Source organism: Brevundimonas diminuta, assembly GCF_050310045.1.
In the GTDB taxonomy this organism is placed as follows: domain Bacteria; phylum Pseudomonadota; class Alphaproteobacteria; order Caulobacterales; family Caulobacteraceae; genus Brevundimonas; species Brevundimonas diminuta_F.
Genome location: NZ_CP190005.1, coordinates 18351 through 42122, shown reverse-complemented (window position 1 = coordinate 42122; position 23772 = coordinate 18351). Strand labels below are relative to the sequence as shown.

The following is a 23772-nucleotide window of genomic DNA, read 5'->3' as shown; positions in this document are numbered from 1 at the left end:
GGCTTCAGCGGGAGCGCCTCTGCGCCTCACCGTTCTGCCAGAGTTTTTCTTAAGGGAAATGACGCACTTCCGTCAAAGCGACCTGTTGGCGCATTTGTGACCGGCACAGTCGCCATTGGGAAGACTACGAGTTAAGATTGATTCTGCGACTTACTCGCACTACACACCCGGGCAGTTTCAACCGGGGCTCGTAAAATGCGTTCGCTTCTCATGCTTTCCGTCGGTTTTTCCGCTCTGCTCGTCGCACTTCCTGCGCCGGGCGTCGCGCATGCGGACGAAGGCTCCCCGGACCTGAACGAGCCCGTCCGCGTGGCGCCGGTCACCGTCGTCGGCACCCGCACCGAGCGCCGCGTCGATGAGGTGCCCGCCAGCATCAGCGTCATCACCGCCAAGGGCATCGAGACCAACCTCGTCACCGACATCAAGGACCTGATCCGGTTCGAGCCGGGCGTCAGCGTTCCGACCAGCCCCGCCCGCTTCTCGGCCGCCCTGTCCGGCGCCGGACGCGACGGCAATTCGGGCTTCACCATCCGCGGCATGGGCGGCAACCGCGTGCTGATCGTTCAGGACGGCGTGCGCGTGCCCGACGGCTTCACCTTCGGCGCTCAGGCGGTGGGGCGCGGCGGCTATAATGATCTGGATCTGGTCAAGTCGGTCGAGATCCTGCGCGGCCCGGCCTCGGCTCTCTATGGTTCGGACGGGGTGGCGGGCGCGGTCAGCTTCACCTCCAAGGACCCAGCGGACTTCATCGAGGCGGGTCGCAACTTCGGCGCCCGCGCCCGCGTCGGCTACAACTCGGCCGACGACGGCTGGACCGAGGGTCTGGCGCTGGCCGGTCGCAGCGGCGCCTTGTCGGGTCTGCTGGCCTACACCCGCCGCGACGCCAATGAGACCGAGAACATGGCCGAAAAGGGCGGCATGGGCGCCGCCCGCACCAAGCCGAACCCGCAGGATTTCGCCTCCAACGCCGTGCTGGCCAAACTGGTGTGGGAGGCCGCGCCCAACCACACCGTGCGCCTGACCTACGACCACTTCGATCAGGACATGAGCGGCGACGCCCTGAGCACACGCGGGACCAGTTCCCTGACGATGGGCGACCGCACCACCATCACCACCGTCAATCAGGTTCTGGCCGAGGACGAGACGCAGCGCGACCGCATCAGCCTCGACTGGCGCTTCAACGACTTCCTGAAGCTGGACAACGGCTCGGTCACCGGCTTCTGGCAGGAGGCGACCACCCGCCAGTACACCTTTGAAGACCGCGACATCACGACCAAGGTCGGCGCCGCCCCCGCGACCACCGTCTCGGGCGACCGCAGCCGCGACGTCACCTTCGACAACGCCGTCTGGGGCCTGGCCGCGCAGGGCTCGAAGTCCTTCGGCGGCGACGGCCTTCGTCACCGCGTCACCTTCGGCGCCGACTGGTCGCGCACGACACAGGAAGGCGTCCGCGACGGTGCCGTCCCCCCGGCGGGCGAAACCTTCCCGACACGGCCCTTCCCCAAGACCACCTTCGATCTGGCTGGCCTGTTCATTCAGGACGAGATCGACCTGATGGGCGGTCGCCTCAGCATCATCCCGGCCCTGCGCTACGACTGGTATGAGCTGACGCCCAAGAAGGACGCCCTGTTCCCGGCCGCTGCTGAAAAGCAGAGCGACGGCCATCTGTCGCCCAAGATCGGCGCCATCTACTGGGCCGACGACCACTTCGGCGTCTTCGCCAACTACGCCCAGGGCTTCAAGGCGCCCTCGCCGATGCAGGTGAACAACTTCTTCGCCAACCCGCTGTACGGCTATGAGTCCATTCCGAACCCGGACCTGAAACCCGAAACCAGCGAAAGCATCGAAGGCGGCTTCCGCTTCCGCAACCTTGACCTGTTCGGCGGGAATCTGTCGCTGCAGACCACCGCCTTCCGCACCGAATACGACGACTTCATCGATCAGGTGGTGGTGCGCGGAACCGGCGTGCCGGGCGTCGATCCGCTGATCTATCAATACGTCAACCGGACCACGGTGAAGATCTGGGGTCTGGAAGCGCGCGGCGACATCCACTGGGACAACGGCTTCTCGACCATCGTCGCCGCCTCCTTCGCCGATGGCGAGCAGGAGACGGACGGCAAGCGCGGCGCCCTGACCAGCGTCGATCCGATCAAACTGGTCGGCGGGCTGAACTACGCCGCGCCGTCGGGCGTCTGGGGCGGCAGCGCCACCGTCACCTGGTCGGACCGCAAGTCGAACCATGAGTGCGGCGGCGGCCTGTGCTGGCCGGGCGAGCGCTTCACCCTGCTGGACGTCACCGCCTTCTGGAACGTGACCCAGCGGGCCACGGTGCGCGCGGGCGTCTTCAACGTCTTCGACGAGAAATACGCCTGGTGGAGCGATGTGCGCGGCCTGAACCGTCCCGCCGTCGGCGCCAGCCCCGGAACGCTGGACGCCTTCACCCAGCCGGGCCGCAACATCGGCGTCTCCCTGAGCGTGCGCCTGTGACCCTCAAGACCCTGCCTATCGCCAAGGAGCCTTCCATGCGCGCCATCCTGATCGCCGCCGCCCTGTTGACCGGGGCGGCGCCCGCCGCCCTCGCCACGGCGGCTTCCGCCCAGAGCGCGCAGGCCGCGGCGCCTGCCCGCAGCCCCCAGTTCGAGCGTGACCGCCAGTCCATCCTGGCCCAGGCGGGCGCGTTCCGCGTCCACTTCGACATGCGTGAAAACGTCAGCTTCGTCGCGAACTACGACCCGCTGGAGGAACAGCTGTCCAGCGGCACGGAGATCGTCCGCGTCGTCTATGACCACGGCGACCGCATCAGCCTGCAGCACATCCTGGTCATGGAGCACGGCGGCAAGAGCATCGTCGTCAAACACTGGCGCCAGGACTGGGCCTATGAGCCGCAAAGCGTCCTGACCTATGTCGGCGACAACACCTGGCGCACCTCGCCTGTATCCGCCGCCGACCGCGAGAGCGCCTGGTCCCAGACCGTGTGGCAGACGGACGATTCCCCGCGCTATGGCGGTGTCGGCCGCTGGTCCTATGAGAATGGACTGCGCGCCTGGACCTCCAACCCGACGTGGCGGCCGCTGGCCCGTCGTGATGCGACGCGCAACCCGATCTACGACCGCTACCTGGGCACCAACCGCCACATCCTGAAGCATGACGGCTGGGTCCACATTCAGGACAATCTGAAGCTGTCGGGCCAGGGCGGCGGCGAGCCGGTCGCCGTGGTGCAGGAAGACGTCATCAACAGCTATGACGCCTCTACCGCCTTCTCGCCCAAGGCAGGCGACGACTACTGGGCGGCGACCAAGACCTATTGGGCCGCCGTGCGAGACGCCTGGGACGCGGTCATCGCCCGCGATGGCGGCGTCCATGTCGCCGAGGAAGCCGAAACCGGCGCCATCACCGCCCCGCCCCTGATGACCCTGGCGGACAAGATCAACGCCGGAGAACTGACCACCGAGGCCGCTGTCGTCCAGGCCCGCGCCCTGATCGAAGCGAACGCCCGCTGATGCAGGAACGCCCCCGCTCCGAGCACGGAACGGGGGCGTTTTCAATTCAGGTCCTGAGCGTCAGACCTCAGCGCTCGCCCATGCCTTCAGCCAGTTTGGGCGCAGCGTCTGACGCGCCGTCTCGGGGTTGTTGGTCAGAAGTCCCACTGCATGTGATTGTCGCGCAGGCCTGAGTCCGACAGGCCGCTTCCGGCTATGGATGAAGTGCGGGAACGTCATCGGCTCACGCACGAACAAGACCGGGGTATTGTCGCCCGCCAGATCGTAGTTGGCCCCGTCCGTATAGAACTTCAGCGAGAAGACGGCGCGGGGCCTGCGGCCCTCAGGCCCGCGCGGCGCGGTTGAAAGAAGGTATCGCCGGAGCCGTCTGCGGAACAGGCGTCGAGCCTTGATCCCGAGCCTCAACCGGTTCCGGAAAAATGCTGATCAGGGCCGCCGCCGCCAGGGCTGTGGCCCCTATGATCAGCGGCGCAATGGCGCGTGGCGCAATAACGAGCCTCATTCCGTTTCATCCCTGCCTGCGATCAAACCGTGTCTAGGACGTGTTGGCAAAGGTCAGCGCACGTTTTGATGACGATACCGCCAGGATCAGGCGACGCGGGTTCAGCACATCATCGTCACGCGGAGAATATTTTCACGGCGCCTGAAACACGACCCTCGCTCTCAGGCCGCCTTCTGGCGCGTCGCCCAGTTCCAGTCGTGCATCATATAGATGCAACAGGTCCCGCACCGCCGTCAGGCCCAGCCCCGCGCCCGGCCGGGACGGGTCCAGCCTCATGCCGACGTTGAAGACGGCGCTGCGCTGATGCTCAGGAATGCCCGGCCCGTCGTCGCGGACCTCCAGCCCGTCCTCCACGCCCGCGACCACCACGGTCGTCGTCGCCCATTTGCAGGCGTTGTCGACCAGATTGGAGACGATCTCGGCCAGATCGCCGCTGTCGCAGGGCAGGACGCAGTCGGGCGGCGTCTCGGACCGGATCGTCAGCGCCTTTTCCGCGTGCAGGCGGCGCAGGGCCACCAGTATTTCCTCGACCAGAGGCGCAGCGTGGGTGACGGCGCTGCTGTCGCGCGTCCCGGCGGCGGCGGCGCGCGCCAGATGATAGTCCATGTGCCGCCGCATGGCCTCGCACTGTTCCAGCAGGAAGTCGGCCGACCCCGCATCCCCTGACCGTCTCAGCTGCTCGGCCTCGTCCGCGATCAGGGCCAGCGGCGTGCGCAGGTGGTGGGCCAGGGCGCCGGACTCGGCGCGGGCGCGCGCCACGACCTGGGCCTGACCGTCCAGCACGGCGTTCAGCCGCTGGACCACCGGCACGAACTCGGTCGGCGCCTCGAGCGGCAGCCGGGCAATCCGCCCACGCCGCAGCCGCTCGACATCATCGCCAAGCCGCAGAACCGGCGCCAGGCCGAACCGCACCAACACCACCGCGCCCATCAGCAGCAGCACCCCGATCACGACGATGGAGACGGTCAGGTCCTGATGAAAGGCGGCGATCTGTTCTTCCAGCAGCGCATGGCTGGAAGCGATGGTCACCAGCGTCGGCGCGCCCGGTCCCAGCGGCGTCCAGACGCTGCGTTGCAGCAGAACGTCGTCCCCGCGCCGCGCATCGCCCCAGACGGCGCTGGACGGATCGGCCTGCAGAGGCGTCCCCTCCAGAGACGGCGACATCAGCGGCGCCCCGACCGGCGGCTCGATCTGCCAGTAGAGGCCCGAGCCCGGCACATTGAACAGCGGATCCGACAGAGGCTGCTGGTTCTGCGCCGCCGTCAGTCCGTCGCGCCGGATCAGGATGACCAGCTCGTCGTGGTGGTGATCCAGTTCGCTACGGAACCGCTCGGTCGTGTGAACGCGATAGAGGTTGGCCATGAACAGCCCGGCCAGCACCATGGCCAATACGACAGCCACGGCCGACGCCAGGATCAGACGCAGGCGCAGACTGCGAATCATGCCGTCAGCCTGTAGCCGAAACCCCGGACCGTCTCGATATGATCGCGGCCGATCTTGCGCCGCAGACGGCCCACCAGAACCTCGACCGTATTGGCGTCCCGGTCGGCGTCCAGACGATACAGGCCGTCCATGATGGCCTGCCGCGACAGGGTCCGCCCCGGATTGTAGAGCAGCAGTTGCAGCAGGCGGAACTCATTGCCCGTCAGGGTCAGCGGCTCGCCGTCGCGCCAGGCCTGACCATCGGCGGGGTCGAGCGCCAGCGGACCCACGCTCAGCCGCGTCGCGCTGTGTCCGGCCGCGCGCCGCGCCAGCGCATGAAGCCGGGCGATCAGCTCTTCGATGCGGACCGGCTTGACGATGAAGTCGTCGGCGCCCGCGTTCAGACCGTCGACCTTTTCACGCCAGCTGCCGCGCGCCGTCAGGATCAGCACCGGCGTCGCCACGCCCGAGCGGCGGATGCTGCGCACGAACTCCAGCCCCGACATTCCCGGCAGGCCGATGTCCACCACCAGAACCTGAAAGCCGTCGGCGACGAAGCCCAGGGCGTCCTCGGCCTGAGGCACCCATTCGCAGATGACGCCATGCCGGGCGAGGTTGGCGACCGTCCGTTCGGCCAGCCGCACCTCGTCCTCGATAAGAAGAATTCGCATACGGCGCCCATTGGCAGCATTTTGACAGCTTAGGCCAATAGTTATCGCTCCGGTTCATTACCGGGGGCGTGAAAATGATACATCGGGCGACCTGCGCGTCGGCGTTTGCCTTGGTCTGGCTGCTGGGCGCCTGCAGCGGCGACAAGGCTCAGGTCCCCGAAGACCCGGCTCCCGCCGCCGCTGCGGCCAAGGGCGTCATTCCCCTCAACGTCGAACAGATCACCGGTCTGGGCATCGGGTTTGAAACGGCGCAGGCCGCGACCGAGGCCCCCCTCGGCTCCATCCCGGCCACGGTGGCGCCGCCGCCGAACGCCCGCGTCGCCGTCGCCGCCATCATGCCCGGCGTCGTCACCCGCACCCTGGTGGTCGAGGGCGATCAGGTGCGCGCCGGACAGGCGCTGGCCGTCATCGCCGCGCGTGAGCTGTTCACCCTGGGCGCCGCGCGCGAACAGGCCTCCGCCCGCGTCGAGATGGCCCGCGCCAACAACCGCCGCCTGCAACAGCTGGCCGCCGAGGGCGTCATCGCCGGCGCCCGCGCCGATGAGGCCCGCGCCGCCCTGCGCGAGGCCGAGGCCGAACTGGCCGAACAGCGCCGCGTGCTGCAGCTGGTCAACGGCTCGCCCTCACAGGGGACCTATACGCTGAAGGCGCCGATCGCAGGTCGCGTCGCCACGGCTTCGATCGAGACGGGCAGCCCCGTCGACGGCGCCACGGCCGCCTATGTCATCGACGCCGCCAACCTGTATGAGCTGACCGCCCAACTGCCCGAGCGCATGGTCGCTCAGGTGCGGCCGGGCATGGCTGTGGTCCTGCCCGACGGCGTGCGCGGCCGGATCACCAGCGTCGGCGCGTCGCTGGACCCCGAAACCCGCTCGACCCTGTTGCGGGCCAAGATTCCGGCGGCCGAGGGCGTGCTGTCCGGCCGCGCGACCTCTGTCGTGGTGATGGGCCCGACCGAGGGGAACGCTGTGACCGTGCCGACCCCGGCCGTGGCCCTGCTGGACGGGCAGTCGTCCGTCTTCGTTCGCACCGCCGGGGGCGTCGTCGTGCGCCAGGTGGAGACGGCGACCGGCGCCGACGGTCTGACCGTCATCCGATCCGGCGTCGCGGCGGGCGAAGCCGTCGCCGTGCGCGGCGTCAGCGAACTGAAGTCCATCGCGGGGCAGAACTGAGATGCTGCGCGCCCTGGTCGCCTGGTCGCTGTCCTATCGGCTGCTGATCCTGGCCCTGACGGCGATGCTGGCCGCCGCGGGGGCCTGGGCCTATTCGCGCCTGCCGGTGGACGCCTATCCCGACATCTCCCAGACCCAGGTCAAGATCATCCTGAAGGCGCCCGGCATGACGCCGGAAGAGGTCGAGACCCGCGTCATCGCCCCCATCGAGATGGAAATGCTGGGCCTGCCGAACCAGTCGGTCCTGCGCTCCATGGCCAAATACGCCATCGCCGATATCACCATCGACTTCAAAGACGGCACGGACATCTATTGGGCGCGGCAACAGGTGGGCGAACGTCTGGCCGGCGTGATGGGCGAACTGCCATCGGGGGTCGAGGGCGGCATGGCGCCGATCGCCACCCCCCTGTCCGACATGCTGATGTTCACCATCGAGGGGCCGCTGTCCCTGTCCGAAAAGCGCGAGCTGCTGGACTGGACCATCCGCCCGGCCCTGCGCACCGTGCCGGGCGTGGCCGATGTGAACGCTCTGGGCGGCCATGTGCGGACCTTTGAGGTGCGGCCTGACCCGGTGGCTCTGGCCGCCGCTCGCCTGAGCGTCGACGACCTGCGCGACGCGATCGAGCGCGGCAACCGCAACGACGGCGCCGGGCGACTGGCCATGGGCGAGGAGACGCTGATCGTGCGCGCGGTCGGGGCCGTGCGCGACGCCGCCGATCTGGAGCAGGTCGTGGTTACGGCGCGCGAGGGACGCATCGTCCGTCTGGCCGATGTGGCCAGCGTCGGCGTCGGCTCGATCACCCGCTACGGCGGCGTCACCGCCCACGGCGACGGCGAGGCGGTTCAGGGTCTGGTCATCGCCCTGCGCGGCGCCGACGCCCGCCAGGTGGTCGAGGGCGCCCGCGAACGCCTGACCGAACTTGAGGCCAGCCTGCCCAAGGGCACGCGACTGGATATCTTCTATGACCGTTCCGACCTGATCAATCGCGCCGTCAGCACGGTGCAGAAGGCCCTGCTGGAAGCCACCGTTCTGGTGGTCATCCTGCTGATCCTGTTTCTGGGCGACTGGCGGGCGGCGGCCATTGTGGCGGCGACCCTGCCGATGGCGGCGCTGTCCACCTTCCTGTTCATGGGCTCGGCCGGCCTGTCGGCCAATCTGATGAGTCTGGGCGGGCTGGCCATCGCCATCGGCATACTGGTCGACGGCGCCGTGGTGGTGGTCGAGAACATCGTCGAGCGCCTGAACCACGCCAAATCGAACGACACGCCGCGCCTGAACATCGTCTTCCGCGCCACGGCCGAGGTGATCGTGCCGGTGTCGGCGGGCATCGCCATCATCGCCCTGGTCTTCCTGCCGCTGCTGTCGCTGGAAGGACTGGAGGGCAAGCTGTTCGCTCCCGTCGCCCTGACCATCACCTTCGCCCTGGCCGGGTCGCTGCTGCTGGCGCTGACGCTGGTGCCGGTGCTGGCTTCCATGGGGCTGAAGGGCGGCGCCCACGGCGAGCCGTGGATCATGCGTCGGCTGAACCCGCTCTACGCCCGCCTGCTGAACGGCGCCTTCGCGCGCAAGAAGCTGGTCTATGGCGTCGCAGGCCTGGGGCTGGCGCTGGCGGCCCTGGCCTATACGGCGGTGGGCAAGGCCTTCATGCCGACGATGGACGAAGGCGCCGTGGTCATTCAGGCGGCCAAGCTGCCGACCATCGGCCTTGACCGATCCCTCGCCCTGACCAACCGCATCGAAGCCGAACTGATGCGTCAGGTGCCCGAGGTCAGCGGCGTCATCTCGCGCACCGGCACCGACGAACTGGGTCTGGACCCGATGGGTCTGAACGAATCCGACCTGTTCGTCACGCTGAAACCCGCCAGGACCTGGCGCGGCGACCGTGAGTTCGTCGTCGGCGAAATGCGGCGCGCGCTGGAGGCCATGCCCGGCCTCGACGTCACCTTCACCCAGCCGATCGAGATGCGCGTAGCCGAGATGCTGACCGGCGCGCGCGGCGATCTGGTGGTCAAGATCTTCGGCCCAGATCTGGCCGTGCTGTCGGATCTGGCGGGCCGCGTGCAAACCGCCCTGCACGACACCCCCGGCGCCGCCGAGGTGACCACCGTGGCCAATGACACGGTCGACTATCTGCAACTGGACATCGACCGCGCCGCCGCCGGACGCGCAGGTATGCCGGTCGAGACGCTGCAGGACACGCTGCGCGCCCAGCTGGAGGGCCTGTCCGCAGGCGTGGTGGCCGAGGGGCAGAAACGCATCCCCGTCGTCATCCGCGGCGACGAGACCATCCGTCAGGACGCCGGCCGTTTCTCCGACATGCAGCTGATGACCCCGACCGGACAACTGGCCCGCGTCAGCGATCTGGCGAATATCAACCGCACCGAAGGCCCGATCCGCATCGACCATGAAGACGGCTCGCGCTACGCGCTGGTGCAAGCCTTCGTCTCGGGCCGCGATCTGGTCGGCTATGTCGACGACGCCCGCGCCCGCGTGGCCGAAAAGGTCGACGTTCCGGCCGGCTACCGTCTGGTCTGGGGCGGTCAGTTCGAGAACCAGCAGCGCGCCTCGGCCCGGCTGATGATGGTGATCCCAGCGGCCCTGCTGCTGATCTTCTTCGTCCTGTACGCCACGCTGAAGTCGCTGCGCGCCTCGGCGCTGATCCTGGCCAACATCCCGTTCGCAGCGGTGGGGGGGATGATCTCCCTGTGGGCGACGGGGCAGTATCTGTCGGTCCCGGCCTCGGTCGGCTTCATCGCCCTGCTGGGCATCGCCGTGCTGAACGGTCTGGTGCTGGTGGTCTACTTCCGCCAGCTGCGCGAGGAAGGCACGCCTCTGGCCGAGGCTGTGCGCATCGGCGCGGCGCGGCGCTTCCGCCCCGTCATCATGACCGCCAGCATCGCCGCCTGCGGTCTGGTGCCACTGTTGTTCGCCACCGGGCCGGGGTCCGAGATCCAGAAGCCGCTGGCCATCGTCGTCATCGGCGGCCTGATCACCTCGACCCTGCTGACGCTGGTGCTGCTGCCCATCCTTTACGAGCGGTTCGGCGAAAGCCGTGAGGAGGCGCAGGCATGAGTCGCATCGTTCTGACCTGTTTCTGCGCGCCCGGCGACGCCGACATCGTGGGCCAGCTGCTGCGCGACGCAGCCGCCGCCCCTGTCCATATGCGGCGCGAAGAGGTGCTGGGCCGCGACTTCGGCGACGCCCGTAACGGTGAGCGCGTGTCCGGCAGCCTCAGCCGCATGGCCCTTGAGGTCGAGATGGAACAGGGCGCCCTCGACGCCCTGATCGAGGCCCTGAGCGCCCTCAGAAGACGCCAGCCGCTGCGCTGGCGCGTCACCCCCGTTCTGGCCGGAGGCCGTCTGGCATGAGTTTCGCCGTTCTGATCGCCGCCCAAGTCGCCGCCATGACCGCTCCCTTGGCCACAGCGGCGCCGCTGCAACCCGCCTCTGCGCCGATTGAGGCGGCCTCCGTCGCCTCGCCCGCGTCCGACCTGCCGCCCGAGACCATGGCCCGTCAGGCGCTGGCCGACCATCCGGGCGTCGCCGCATCCCGTGCCCGCGTCGGCATGGCCCGCGCCGAGGCCGAGGCCCTGCGTCGCGGCCCCCATGAAATCACGCTGGAGGGCGCCGCCGGTCGTCGCGACATCCACGGCGAGGGCGGCTTCAACGAGTTCGAAACCGGCCTGTCGCGCAGCTTCCGTCTGCCGGGCAAGGCGGCGCTGGACCGTCAGGCGGGCGATCTGGGGCTTGAGGCGGCAGGCGACCGGCTGGCGCTGGCGCGTCGCGACGCCGCCCTGTCGCTGGCCGCGCTCTGGTATGACTGGCTGCGCGCCGCCGAGGTGCAGCGCAACGCCGCCGAACTGGTCCAGACCCAGACCGCCGTGGCCCAGGCCACGCGCCGCCGCGTCGAACTGCGCGACGCCGCAGAGCTTGAGCTGGAACAGGCAGGCGTCGCCCTGGCCTTGGCCGAGGCGCAGATGCAGGACGCTCAGGCCGAGCACGACCGCGCCCGCCTGCTGCTGGCCGGTCGCTTCCCTGAAATGCCGCTGCCGGACGAGGCTCCTTCCCTGTCCCATCCGGCGATGAATCCCGACGACATCCGCACCCTGCAGACCCTGATGATCGACCACAGTCTGGAGACGGTCGCCGCCGCGCGGGAGGCCGAGCGCGAAGAGGTCCTGGCCCGGCGCGCCCGCGCCGACCGGTATGCCGACCCCAGCGTGGGCCTGCGCCTATTCAGCGAGCGCGGCGGCGATGAACAGGGGGCGGGCGTGACCGTCTCCATCCCGCTGGGCGGAGGCCACCGCCGCGCCCTGGCCGATCAGGCGACCGCCTCGGCCTCGGCCGCCCTGTCCGAGCGCCTGCTGACCGAGCGTGAGGTCATCGCCGCCGCCAACGCCGATGTCGCCGAACTGCGCGCCCGCCTCGCCAGCTGGCGCGCCGGGCATGAGGCCGTCAGCCGCGCCGAACGCAGCGCCGCCCTGTCGGCGCGTGGTCAGGCCCTGGGCGCCATCGACCTGACCGACCGTCTCTATGCCGAGCGTCAGGCCAATGAGGCCCGCCGTCTGGAGATCGACGCCCGCGCCGCCGCCCGCGCCCTCAGCGCCGCCCTGCAGATCCGCGCCGGGCTTTTGTGGCCCCAGTGAGCCGTCGCCGCTGATCCGTTTACGGACGGCGCCTGCGCCCTGACGCAAGCGTCACTGTTTCTGACCATGAGTGGAGAAATTCTACATTAGAGACGCCGCCGCACCGTGCCTTATTGCGCGCCCATTTGTGACTTTTATTGCGGTGCAGCGTCATCATGTTACGGCCCTCCCTGACCGTTCTCGCCTTTCTTTCCGCGGCCGGGGCGTGCGGCGCCGCGCAGGCTCAGGTTCAAACCTCAGCCTCTGAAAATCTGACGGCCCACGCGGTGTCCGACGTGGTGGTGACCGGCTCCAACATCCGCAAGGCCAATACCGAGGGCTTCAACCCCGTTCAGGTGATCGGGCGCGAAGAACTGGCCAGCTCGGGCAAGTCGACCACGGCGGACCTGCTGCGCTCGATCTCGGCCAACACCGGAAACGGCTCGAACGAAACGCAGAACAGCGGCTGGTCCTCGGGCGCAGCGGGCATGGGCCTGCGCGGCCTGTCGCAGAAGAACACCCTGGTGCTGCTGAACGGACGGCGCGTGGCCAACTACGGCTTCCCCGGCGGCGGCCTGTCGGACACCTTCGTTAACCTGAACGCCCTGCCGATGGTGGCGACCCAGCGGCTGGAGGTGCTGAAGGACGGCGCCTCGGCGGTTTATGGCTCGGACGCGGTGGCGGGCGTCACCAACATCATCACCCGCCAGAACTTCCAGGGTCTGGAGTTCGGCGCCAGCTATGGCGTCGCCGGACAGGGCGGGCTGGAGACATCAACCGCCAAACTGGTCGCAGGCCATGGTGACCTGGAGGCGGACGGCTACAACATCCTGCTGTCGCTGGAGGCCTATAGCCGCAACCGGCTGGATCAGGATCAGCGCGACCTGACCAGGTCCGGCATCTACACCGACCTGCCCGGCGGCCGCTGGAACGGCTGGTCGGCCAAGGGGGCGCGCTTCCTGGTCGACGGCAAGTCCGTGCCCTTCCTCAACGCCCAGGGCCAGTGCCCCGAGGGCATGGTGCTGACCGCCAGCGCTCCGATCGACGGTCTGTCCGGCGACACCTGCGCCATCAATCTGGCGCCGCATACGACGCTGATCCCCTCGACCGACCGCTATCAGGCCTATCTGTTCGGCACGAAGCGCCTGACGCCGCAGATCGAGGCCTTCGGCGAGGTGCTCTACTCCTATGTCGAGGGGGCGTCCCTGTTCGGCTCCAGCCCCTTCTTCACGCTGGAGGGCGGGCGGTTCGCGCTGAACGCCCAGACCGGGCTGGCCGAGCCGGTGTCGAACCTGCTGCCCGCCAATAATCCCTACAATCCCTACGGCGTCGCCACGCCGATCGAATACACCTTTTTCGATCTGGGCCGGACGCTGAAGACCAATGAGTCGAAGTCCTATCGTGCGCTGGGCGGCGTGCGCGGGCGCCATGACCGCTTCGACTGGGAAGCCGCCGTCTTCGCCTCGGGCAGCGACGAGCGCGAGACGGTGTCGGGCGGTTTCGCTCATCGCTGGAACCTGGCCGACGCCCTGGCTGATGGCGCGCTCAACCTGCACGATCCGGGCGCCACGCCGCAGGCCGTGCTGGACGGCATCCGCCTGTCGACCCTGCGTCCGGCGGAGTCGCGTCTCTATGGGGCCGACTTCAAGATCTCGGGCGAGCTGTTCAACCTGCCCGCCGGTCAGGTCGGCTATGCCGCCGGGGTCGAGTTCCGCCACGAAAGCCTCGTCTCGACCAATCCGTGGCAGATCGACGCCGGACTGCAGATCCGCCCCGCCATCGCCGCCGTCGACGGCAAGCGCGACGTCTGGGCCGCCTATGCCGAGTTCAACATTCCGGTCCTGAGCAACCTCGACGTTCAGGTCGCGGCGCGGGCCGACGAATACAGCGATTTCGGCAGCGCCTTCTCGCCCAAGGCGGGCGTGCGGTGGAAGCCGCTGGACTGGCTGGCGCTGCGCGCCTCGGCCTCGCGCGGGTTCCGGGCGCCGTCGCTGTCGGAGAACTCGGCCTCGACCATGATCTCCTACGGCTCGGTCATCGACCCCTATGATCCCGACCTGCCGAACTCACGCCAGAGCCCGACCTTCTTCACCGTCGGCAACACCAATCTGGAGCCGGAAAAGACCCGCTCCTACAATCTGGGCGTCGTCTTCACCCCGACGCGTGACACGGCGCTGAGCATCGACTGGTATCAGATCAAGCTCGACAATCTGATCGGGACGGGAAACACCACCGCCATCATCCAGCAGAACGATCCCGCCGACGTCATCCGCGACGAGCGCGGCAAGCTGCAGGCCGTCTACAACCGCTATCGCAACCTGACGGCGCTGGAGACTTCTGGCTTCGACATCGACTTCAGCCAGCGCTGGCGTACCGAGGAATGGGGGACCTTCACCGCCTCCAGCGCCTATACGCACCTGCTGAACTACAAGCGGCCGAATGCGGCGGGCGGGCCGTTGCTGGACTATGCCGGATCGAACCGCGGCTCGACCCTGCCGGCGCACAAGGCGACGACGCGGCTGGCGTGGAACCGCGATGTCTTCGACGCCAATCTGACCTGGTATTACACCTCGGGCTACGATCAGGTCCCCGAAGTCGCCGGACAGAAACGCGTCGACGCCTATCACCAGTTCGACCTCTATGCGGCGTGGTCCGGGCTGGAGCGGGTGACCCTCTACGCCAAGATCGAGAACCTGCTGGACGAGGCGCCGCCGCACGACGCCTCCTTCCCCGGCGTGCGCGCGCCATACGACTTCGGCCAGTACGATCTGCGCGGGCGCTATTTCCGCGTCGGCTTCGACGTCCGCTTCTGATCCCTTTTGCATCGAGACCTGACATCATGAGCGTTCGACACGCCCGTTCATCCCTCCGTCGCATCCTGACCGGCGGCGCGGCGGCGGCGATCCTGCTGGGCGGCGTAGCCCTGACGGCGCCCGCTCCGGCCCTGGCCCAGAGCGGCTATTTCTTCCCACAGGCGACCGCAGGGGATTTCGACCCCGCCATTCCGACGCCGGAAGCCTTCCTCGGCTATCCGATCGGCACGCACTACACGCGCCACGACCGCATCGTGGACTATCTGCGCGAACTGGCCCGCCTGTCGGACCGGGTGACGGTCGAGGAGATCGGCCGCAGCTATGAACAGCGGCCCCTGCTGTCCGTGGTCATCACTTCGGGCGCCAATCAGGGCCGGATCGACCAGATCCAGCGCGCCCATATCGCGGCGGGCGATCCCGGCGGCCCGGCGGCGGGCGCCGACGCCCCGGTCGTCGTCGGCCTGTTCTACAGCGTCCACGGCAATGAAACGTCCAGCGGCGAGGCCGCCCTGCTGACCGCCTACTACCTCGCCGCCGGGCGCTCGCCCGAGGTGCTGGACTGGCTGGACAAGGCCGTGATCGTCATCGACCCGTCCCAGAACCCCGACGGCCGCGACCGCGCCGCCAACTGGCACAATGCCTGGAAGAACCAGCCCGCGGTCGCCGACCCACTGGACAAGGAACACGTCGAGGCCTGGCCCGCCGGGCGCACCAACCACTATTTCACCGACCTGAACCGCGACTGGCTGGCGGTGACGCAGAAAGAGACGCGCGCCAAGCTGGAGGCCTTCCACCGCTGGCGGCCCAACATCCAGATCGACTTCCACGAAATGGGCGCAGGCAGCACCTATTACTTCGAGCCCTCGCCCGCCAGCATGGAAAGCCCGCTGCTGCCGCGCGCCAGCTATGAATGGAACGTGACGCTGGCCCGCTATCACGCCCAGGCGCTCGATAGCCTCGGCTCGCTCTATTACACGCGCGAAGTCTTCGACAACTTCTCGCCGGTCTACGGCTCGACCTATCCCGACTTCCACGGCGGGGTCGGGGTGACGGTCGAACAGGCCAGTTCGCGCGGCCTGGTGCAGGACACGGCCAACGGCCCGCTGACCTTCCCCTTCACCATCCGCAACCAGACCAACGTCGGCCTCGCCACCATCCGCGGCGCCGTCGCCGAGCGCGCCGGGCTGCAGGCCTTCCAGCGCGACTTCTTCCGCTCGGCCGTCGAACAGGGGCGGCGCCATTCCAGCCAGGCCTTCGTCTTCGGCGACGCGGCCGATCCGGGGCTGACGCGCCAGACGCTGGACCTGCTTCTGGCCCACCACATCCAGGTCCACCCGCTGACCGAGCGGGTGACGCAGAACGGCCGAGCCTATGAGCCGGGCAGCGCCTATGTCGTGCCCTCTGCCCAGCCGCAGTTTCGACTGGTGCATTCCATCTTCGACCGGACGCCGCCGACCAGGGGCAGCGTCTACGGCAGCACCTCCTATTCCATCGCCCTGGCCTATGGGTTGAAGAGCGACGGCCTGCGCCGCGTCCCCGCCCACGGGTCCGCCGTGACCAAGGCCCCCGTCGCCAGCGGCGGCGTCATCGGGCCGGAGGACGCCTACGCCTATGTCGTCGACTGGCGCGACCTGAACGCCCCGCGACTGCTGGCGGCCCTGCTGCGTCAGGACGTGCGCGTCCGTGCGGCGTTCGAGCCGCTGACTGCAAGGACGGCGGCGGGCGAAAGCGCCTTCGGACGCGGCTCCCTTGTCGTCACCACAGCGGGACAATCGCTGGACGCCGCCGCCCTGCGCGCCGCCGTCGACGGGGCCGCGCGCGAGGCGGGCGTGGTCGCCTACGCGGTCTCGACCGGCCAGAGCGTCGCGGGCGTCGATCTGGGCAGCGACAATGTGAAGGTCGTGCGTGCGCCGCGCATCGCCCTGGTCATGGGCGAGGGCGTCAACGCCACCGAGATCGGCGCGACCTGGTTCGCCCTCAGCGAGCGGCTGAACTATCCGGCGACGCGGCTGGACCCGTCGCAACTGGGCCGCGTTCCGCTGGGCGACTATGACAGCATCGTCCTGTCCAGCGGGCGCTATGACAACCTGGGCCAGCCGACGGTCGAGGCGCTGAAGGCGTGGGTGCGGGCGGGCGGTTCTCTGGTCGTGTTCGGCAGCGCCGCGCGCTGGGCGGCGGACAACGGGCTGGCCCCCAAGGCGTCATCCGAGCGCGAGGAGAAGACGCAGATCGAACGCCGCGACTATGCCGATCGCGGCGCCGTTCAGGGCGAGCAGCGCACGGCGGGCAACGCCCTGTCGGCCGACGCCGACATCAGCCACCCGCTCGCCTTCGGCCTGTCGCGCCGCGACCTGTTCGTGAACAAGGAGACGGACGTGGTGCTGACGCCCGTGGCCGATCCCTTCGCCAACGTCGTGCGGATCGACGAGCAGCCGCAGGTCAACGGCTACCTGCCAGAGGCCCTGCGCGCCCGTTCGGCCGGTTCGGTCTGGGCACAGGTGAACCCGGTGGGGGCGGGTAATGTCGTCCTGTTCGCCGACGATCCGGCGCACCGCAAATACTGGCTGGGGACCGAGCGGCTGCTGATCAACGCCCTGTTCCTGTCCAACCATCTGGGCGGCGGCGGTCGACGCTGAGGCGAAGGAGCGCAGACGGCGACGCTTGCGACTGGCTATCATTCGCGTAAGTGAACCTCTAATGTGCCTGTCTCCGGCGACAGCCGGAGGCGGGCGCATCGGCCAGGCGCCCGTCGACCGCGCAGGTGCGGTCCGGAGGCGCTGAACATGACCGATACCGCCCATCACCATGACGTCGTCATCGCCGGCGCCGGACCGACCGGCTTGGCCTTCGCCCGATCGCTGAAGGACGCCGGTCTCAGCATACGGATCGTCGATCCCCAGTCCGAAGAGGCCCTGTCGCAACCCGCCTTTGACGGACGCGAGATCGCCCTGACGCACCGTTCGATGGCGATCCTGAAAGACCTCGGCGTCCGCGACCGGCTGGATGCGGCCGACATCTCCGACCTGCGGCAGGCGCAGGTGACGAACGGCGCCAGCCCGGAGGCCCTGCGGTTCGCGCCGCCGCAGGGCGAGCGTCTGGGCGTGCTGATCCCCAACCACCGCATCCGCGAGGCGCTGTTTCATCTGACCGCCGGGCAGGCGGGCGTCGCTGTGCAGACGGGGCGCCGTATCGTTCACGCACGCCCTCAGCCGGGAACCTCGCGCCATCCCGGCCGCGTCGACCTGAGGCTGGATGACGGGACGGCGCTGACGGCGCGCCTGCTGGTCGCGGCGGATTCGCGCTTCTCCAGCGTGCGGACGCAACTCGGCGTCGGCGCGGACATCCACCCTCTGGGGCGCTCCATGATCGTCTGCCGCGTTCGCCACAGTCGCGACCACGGCCATGTCGCCGCCGAATGTTTCGACCACGGCCAGACGCTGGCCTTCCTGCCGCTGAACGCCGACGCGGACGGGTTTCGCTCTTCCATCGTGCTGACCCTGCCGAGCGCCGCCGCAGAAGATCTGGTCCAGGCTTCTAACGCCGTGTTCGAGGCCGAACTGAACCGTCGCGCCCAGGGTCGCCTCGGCCCGGTCAGCGTCATCAGCCCGCGCCATCTCTATCCCCTGACCGTGAGCTGGAGCCGCCGTTTCGCGGGCGGGGGTTTCGCCCTGATCGGCGACGCCGCCGTGGGCATGAACCCCGTGACGGCCCACGGCTTCAATCTGGGCCTGAAGGGGCAGGAGCGGCTGGCCCGACAGGTGTTGAAAGCCCATGCGCGCGGCCGCTGGATCGGGTGCGCCGAGACCTTGAGCGCCTATGAAGCCGGGCATCGCCGCGACACCCTGCCCCTCTACGCCGGAACCAACGCCATCGCCCGGCTGTTCGGCGATGAACGCGCGCCCGCGCGGGTGCTGCGTTCGGTCGTGCTGGGCGCGGGCCGGAACCTGCCGCCCTTCCGCCACGCCGTCAGCGCCATGCTGACCGACGGCGGCGGCCGCGCTCCGGCTTTCTGACACCCGGCCGACGCCGGACCGCCCGATCCCTGCGAGAGAAAACAGTCCCTCTTGTGTTTGCAATTGATACTCTTTCTCAATAAATCGAGACAGATCGTCATCTGCATTCCACAGTCGTTTTTCCTCGCAAGGTCGCCGCATGTCCACACAGAACCGGCCCGCTTCCCGCCCCGCCCTGCCGCCCGAGCCCGCCGTCAGCGCCGCCGTTCTGGACCACGGCGTCCTCTATCGAGAACTGTCGCACGGCGTCTATGAGGTGCGCTGCAACCCGCGCGACGGCGCCGTCTATGTCGCCTCGGCCCTGGCCATCAGCGGCGTGAAGGGCGGGGTGATCTATCGGCTGGACCCCGAGACGCTGGAGCCGGTCGGCGCCATCCACACCGACCGGGGCAATTTCGGCCTGATGCTGAATGCGGCGGGCGATCGCCTGTATTCGACCAATCCACGCGACCAGAGCCTGACCGGCTTCAATCTGGAGGACGACACCGTCATCGGTCGTCTGGACTTTCAGGACGTCGGCGCCGACGGTCGTCGCTTCGGCCCGCGCGAGGTGATCCACGACGCCGAACGCGACCTGCTCTATGTCGGCGGCATCGGCGATCCGGCCGTCATCTGGGCCGTCGACGCCGGGACCCTGCAACTGAGCCACACCATCCGCAATGTGGGCAAATGGGTGACGGGCCTGATGCTGCACCCACGCACCGGCGACCTCTACGCCCTGAACGGCGACAGCGAGGTGCTGGTCATCGACCCGGCCTCGGGCGAAGTGCGCCAGCGCTTCCGTCCGGCCGGAGACGCCCCGGCCCTGTGGCTGAATCTGGCGCTGGATGTCGAGCGGAACCGCCTCTACATCACCGACCATTCGCGGCTGAAGACGGTGCTGATCGTCGATCCCGACACCGGCCGGAATCTGGGCGAACTGCCCGAGGCGGGCGAGTCCATGGGCATACTGCTCCACCCGGAGCGCCGAGAGCTCTACATCTCGCACCGCGAGCGCGGCGTGATCTCGGCATGGGACGCCGACACCCACGCCCTGAAGCGCACCGTCCGCGCCGGGCCCTTCCCCAACAGCCTGTGTCTGGGCGCCGACGGACGAACCCTCTACGCCACGGTGAAGACCCCCTTCACCGCCGACTACGCCGCCAGCAAGGTCGAAAGCGTGCTGCGCATTCCGCTGGACTGAAACCGCGCGCTCGAAACCGCGCGGTCGAAACGGCTGCGACACATTGACAAAATCCGCCGCAGGCCAGACATGACGGCGTCATTTCAAGGGGGCCTCTGATGGGCAACGAACTCGACGAAGTCACCGGCGCGGTCAATCAGACGGGCCGCGACATCAACGTCATCGAGAAGCAGATTCCGGTGACGGTCGGCGTCGGCTCCCTGATCTTCGAGATCGCCCTGTGGGTCGCCATTCCCGCCGTCGCCCTGGCCGCCACGGCCATGGGCCTGGTCCCGGCGCCCAAGGGGCTGGCGGCTGCGGCCGTGGGCGCCCTGCCCGGCCTGATCTTCCTGTTCATGAAGATCAACGCCCTGGCCTATCTGCGCAAGCTGCAGCAGAAGATTCAGGCCGACGCCTCACAGATCGACAACTATCTGGAACAGCGGGTCATCATCCTGAACAACGTCGTCGGCCTGCTGAACACGGCGGTCGATCTGGACAAGGACGTGATGAAGAGCGTCACCGCCCTGCGCAGCGGCGCCAACGCCACGGACGCCCAGCGCAACGCCGCCTCGGCCCAGATGGACAGCGTCCTGTCGCGCATCAACGTCGCGTTTGAAGCCTATCCCGACCTGAAGGCCCACGCCGCCATCGCCGACGCCATGCAGCAGAACAGCTATCTGCAAAAAGAAATCACCGCCGCGCGCGCCCTGTACAATGACACGGTGGCGATCTGGAACCAGGACATCTTCGCCTGGCCGACCAAGCAGATCGTGGCCGCACGCAACCGTTACACCACCCGCATCCCCTTCACGGCCAGCGCCGAGACCAAGGCCGCCGCGCGGGAGACCTTCTTCTGACTGAAGACGTCCACGAACCGCTCGACCACTATCAGGCCAGGCTGAAGGACGCTCACCAGAAGCACACGGCCGACTTCTTCGAGGATCTGGTCCGCACCTCGCGCGTCGATGAGGCGGCGAACGCCAAAACGGTTCAGGAAATCCGCGACCTGGAACAGCGCGGCAAGGCCTCGGGCGCCAGCACCCGCTGGTGGAAGCTGCTGCGCGTTGTGGTCTTCATCGCCGTAGCGGCGACGCTGTTCATGGCCTATCGCCAGCATCTGGCCTGGCTGGCCGGGTCGGGCGCCCTGCTGGTCGCCGTCTTCGCCAAACTGAACCCCATCATCAAGGCGGGGAACAACCGCACCCAGGCCCTGGCCGAAGCCCGCGCCGAAAAAGAGGCTCTGGCCTGGGGTCAGATGGCGGGGCTGAACAGTCTCTTCGACTGGGACATCTTCTCGCGACTGGTCAGCAAGACCTTTCCCCGCGTCGAACTGGACCCCTATTTCAGCCACGCCCGCCTGAACAGCCTGCGCCAGTCCTATGGCTGGAACGACGCCTTCAACAACAGCCGCTCGGTGATGTTCGCTCACACCGGCGTGGTCAGCGGCAATCCCTTCATCCTGGCCCAGACCCTGAACCACTGGATCGGGTCCAAGACCTATAGCGGTAGTCTGACGATCCACTGGACCGAACAGGTGCGCGATTCCAACGGCCGCTGGAGCACAGTGTCGCGCTCGCAGACCCTGCGGGCCTCGGTCAACAAGCCCTTCCCCGACTATGACACCGAGTCGATCCTGATCTACGGCAACCACGCAGCGCCGGACCTCAGCTTCAGCCGCCAGCCCTCGTCCCTGTCGGGGCTGGACGACGGCATGCTCAACAAATGGCGCAAGAACCAGGCGATCAAAAAGCTGGAGGCCAAGGCGCGCAAACTGGCTTCCGGCTCGGGCTTCACGCCGATGGCCAACCGCGAGTTCGACGCCCTGTTCGCGGCGGGCGACCGCGATCACGAAGTCCAGTTCCGCATGCTGTTCACCCCTCTGGCCCAGCAGGAAATGGTGAAGATCCTCAAGGACAAGGCCGTCGGCTTCGGCGACAACTTCATCTTCACCAAGCTGCAGAAGATCAACGCCGTCGAGCCGAAACACCTGACCGGCATGGACATCAGCGCCGCACCGGAAGGCTTCCGCTTCTATGACCTGGCGGCGTCTCGGGCGCACTTCAACGCCTATCACAACGCCCTGTTCAAAGCCTTCTACTTCAGCTTCGCCCCCATCCTGGCCATCCCCCTGTATCAGCAGCACCGCCCGGCCGAAGACATCTATGCGGGCGTCATCCAGGGTTCGTGCTTCTGGGAGCATGAAGCCATCGCCAACTACATGGGCGAAGGGCGTTTCAGCCACCCCGACAGCGTCACCCGCAACGTACTGAAGACCGTCAGCCACGGCGACGAAGACGGCGCCCAGAAGGTTCAGGTCACGGCCCACGGCTTCCGGGGCGTCAACCGCGTCGACCACATCCCGGTGCGCGGCGACGACGGCTACACCCACCAGGTGCCCGTCCACTGGGTCGAGTATATTGCGGTGGACCGGACCTCCGACATGCTGGTCTGCGAAGACGCCCCGCCCGCCCCATCGGAACCGGCCACGGATGAAGCTGCGCCGGAACAGACGGCGCCGCCGCGCTGGCGCAGCCACTTCGCCCGACACGGCCTGTCGCCCGAAAACGCCATCGCCCGCCGCTCGATCTTCGCCGCCCTGCTGAACTGACGGTGTAAGCCTTGCCGATGCCTTTTTGGCATTAAGGCCGAACAAAACGGCATTTTAGATCATGAGATGCGGCGCCTAAGGTCTGTTTCAACGAAAACAGGCGGAGGCGTCGGGGTGCAGGGATCAGCGATTGAACGGGTGGAGACGATCGTCCTCGACGTGCCGACCATCCGGCCGCACGTCCTGTCGGTCGCCACCATGCAGTCGCAGACGGTCGTCCTGGTGCGGATTTATTGCGCCGATGGCGTCGAAGGCGTCGGTGAAGGCACCACGATCGGCGGCCTGAACTATGGCGGCGAAAGCCCCGAGGGCATCAAGCTGGCGATCGACGCCTATTTCGCTCCCCTTCTGATCGGCGCCGACACCACCCGCCCGGCCGTCATCATGGAGCGCCTGCGTCGCGCGATCATCGACAACCGCTTCGCCAAGAACGCCGTCGAGACGACCCTGCTGGACATTCAGGGCAAGCGGCTGGGCGTGCCGGTCAGCGAGCTTCTGGGCGGACGGGTCCGTAATCGCCTGCCGGTGCTGTGGACCCTGGCCAGCGGCGACACCGCCCGCGACATCGCCGAGGCCGAGGTCATGCTCGCGTCCGGCCGCCACGCCGCCTTCAAGCTGAAGATCGGCAAGCGTTCGGTGAAGGAGGACGTGGCCCACGTCGCAGCGATCAAGCTGGCCCTGGGCGACCGCGCCAGCATCCGCGTCGACGTCAATCAGGCCTGGAGCGAGGCCGCCGCCAAACGCGCCCTGCCACTGCTGGCCGAGGCGGGCGTCGATCTGGTCGAACAGCCGATCCGCGCCCATGCGACGGCGGGTCTGGCGCGGCTGACGGCCATGGGCCTGATCCCCATCATGGCCGATGAAGCCCTGCATGGTCCCGAGAGCGGCTATGCCCTGGCGTGCAGCCAGTCGGCCGATGTCTTCGCCCTGAAGATCGCCCAGGCGGGCGGACTGACCGAATGCCAACGGCTCGCGGGCGTCGCCCGGTCGGCGGGCGTGGCCCTTTACGGCGGCACCATGCTGGAAGGGCCGGTCGGCACCATCGCCTCGGCCCAGCTGTTCGCCACCCTGCCCGAGATCGAGTTCGGCACCGAACTGTTCGGTCCCCTGCTGCTGACCGAGGAACTGCTGGCCCAGCCGCTGCACTATGCCGACGGCTGCCTGACGGTGCCGGACGGGCCGGGACTGGGCCTGCAACTGAATGAGGACGCCATTGCGGCGCTCCGACGCGATCGGAGCACGCGCGTCCCGGCCGCAACACCCAAACTGGTAGCGGGGTAA

General features: G+C 68.2%; 16 protein-coding genes. 13 read left to right on the top strand and 3 right to left on the bottom strand.

The features are described 5' to 3' along the window. Positions 1-195: 195 nt before the first annotated feature. Both ACORJG_RS00175 and ACORJG_RS00170 read left to right on the top strand, forming a co-directional pair. Positions 196-2487, top strand: a complete 2292-nt coding sequence (locus tag ACORJG_RS00175; RefSeq protein WP_427790565.1) for a TonB-dependent hemoglobin/transferrin/lactoferrin family receptor — start codon at positions 196-198, stop codon at positions 2485-2487. Further along, on the top strand, positions 2484-3500 hold the full coding sequence (locus ACORJG_RS00170; RefSeq protein ID WP_427790563.1) for a DUF6607 family protein: 1017 nt from the start codon (positions 2484-2486) through the stop codon (positions 3498-3500). Before ACORJG_RS00175 ends, ACORJG_RS00170 begins: the two co-directional genes overlap by 4 nt. A 60-nt stretch (positions 3501-3560) precedes the next feature. Here the strand turns inward: ACORJG_RS00170 and ACORJG_RS00165 are convergent, their stop codons facing one another. From ACORJG_RS00165 to ACORJG_RS00155, 3 genes are all read right to left on the bottom strand, one after another. Next, on the bottom strand, positions 3561-3905 hold the full coding sequence (locus ACORJG_RS00165) for a catalase (RefSeq protein ID WP_427790561.1): 345 nt from the start codon (positions 3903-3905) through the stop codon (positions 3561-3563). Between the two features lie 229 nt (positions 3906-4134). Further along, positions 4135-5445, bottom strand: coding sequence for a sensor histidine kinase (locus ACORJG_RS00160; protein ID WP_427790559.1), 1311 nt, complete (start codon positions 5443-5445; stop codon positions 4135-4137). Then, the gene (locus ACORJG_RS00155) at positions 5442-6095 is read right to left on the bottom strand and encodes a response regulator transcription factor (RefSeq protein WP_427790557.1); all 654 of its coding nucleotides are present in this window, start codon (positions 6093-6095) and stop codon (positions 5442-5444) included. Before ACORJG_RS00155 ends, ACORJG_RS00160 begins: the two co-directional genes overlap by 4 nt. A 110-nt stretch (positions 6096-6205) precedes the next feature. Between ACORJG_RS00155 and ACORJG_RS00150 the strand changes: the two genes are divergently transcribed. From ACORJG_RS00150 to ACORJG_RS00100, 11 genes are all read left to right on the top strand, one after another. Beyond that, positions 6206-7267 (top strand): efflux RND transporter periplasmic adaptor subunit, encoded by a 1062-nt coding sequence (locus ACORJG_RS00150; protein WP_427790556.1) that lies wholly within the window; start codon positions 6206-6208, stop codon positions 7265-7267. Between the two features lies 1 nt (position 7268). Next, the gene (locus ACORJG_RS00145; RefSeq protein WP_427790554.1) at positions 7269-10340 is read left to right on the top strand and encodes an efflux RND transporter permease subunit; all 3072 of its coding nucleotides are present in this window, start codon (positions 7269-7271) and stop codon (positions 10338-10340) included. After that, positions 10337-10636 (top strand): DUF3240 family protein, encoded by a 300-nt coding sequence (locus ACORJG_RS00140; protein WP_427790552.1) that lies wholly within the window; start codon positions 10337-10339, stop codon positions 10634-10636. Before ACORJG_RS00145 ends, ACORJG_RS00140 begins: the two co-directional genes overlap by 4 nt. After that, positions 10633-11913 (top strand): TolC family protein, encoded by a 1281-nt coding sequence (locus ACORJG_RS00135; protein ID WP_427790550.1) that lies wholly within the window; start codon positions 10633-10635, stop codon positions 11911-11913. The genes ACORJG_RS00140 and ACORJG_RS00135 overlap by 4 nt, the downstream gene beginning before the upstream one ends. Before the next feature lie 155 nt (positions 11914-12068). Next, positions 12069-14705, top strand: coding sequence for a TonB-dependent receptor (locus ACORJG_RS00130; RefSeq protein ID WP_427790548.1), 2637 nt, complete (start codon positions 12069-12071; stop codon positions 14703-14705). A 26-nt stretch (positions 14706-14731) separates the two neighbouring features. Next, the gene (locus tag ACORJG_RS00125; protein ID WP_427790546.1) at positions 14732-17341 is read left to right on the top strand and encodes a M14 family zinc carboxypeptidase; all 2610 of its coding nucleotides are present in this window, start codon (positions 14732-14734) and stop codon (positions 17339-17341) included. 147 nt (positions 17342-17488) lie between these two features. After that, entirely contained in the window at positions 17489-18718 is a 1230-nt protein-coding gene (gene ubiM, locus ACORJG_RS00120; protein ID WP_427790545.1) for a 5-demethoxyubiquinol-8 5-hydroxylase UbiM, read from the top strand. Between the two features lie 139 nt (positions 18719-18857). Then, on the top strand, positions 18858-19901 hold the full coding sequence (locus ACORJG_RS00115) for a YncE family protein (protein ID WP_427790543.1): 1044 nt from the start codon (positions 18858-18860) through the stop codon (positions 19899-19901). 98 nt (positions 19902-19999) lie between these two features. Further along, the gene (locus ACORJG_RS00110) at positions 20000-20740 is read left to right on the top strand and encodes a LemA family protein (RefSeq protein ID WP_427790541.1); all 741 of its coding nucleotides are present in this window, start codon (positions 20000-20002) and stop codon (positions 20738-20740) included. Continuing rightward, the gene (locus tag ACORJG_RS00105) at positions 20635-22491 is read left to right on the top strand and encodes an MAG1210 family protein (protein ID WP_427793084.1); all 1857 of its coding nucleotides are present in this window, start codon (positions 20635-20637) and stop codon (positions 22489-22491) included. The genes ACORJG_RS00110 and ACORJG_RS00105 overlap by 106 nt, the downstream gene beginning before the upstream one ends. 114 nt (positions 22492-22605) lie before the next feature. Beyond that, positions 22606-23772 carry a muconate/chloromuconate family cycloisomerase gene (locus tag ACORJG_RS00100; protein ID WP_427790539.1) on the top strand — a complete coding sequence of 389 codons (1167 nt, stop codon included), beginning with the start codon at positions 22606-22608 and terminating at the stop codon, positions 23770-23772.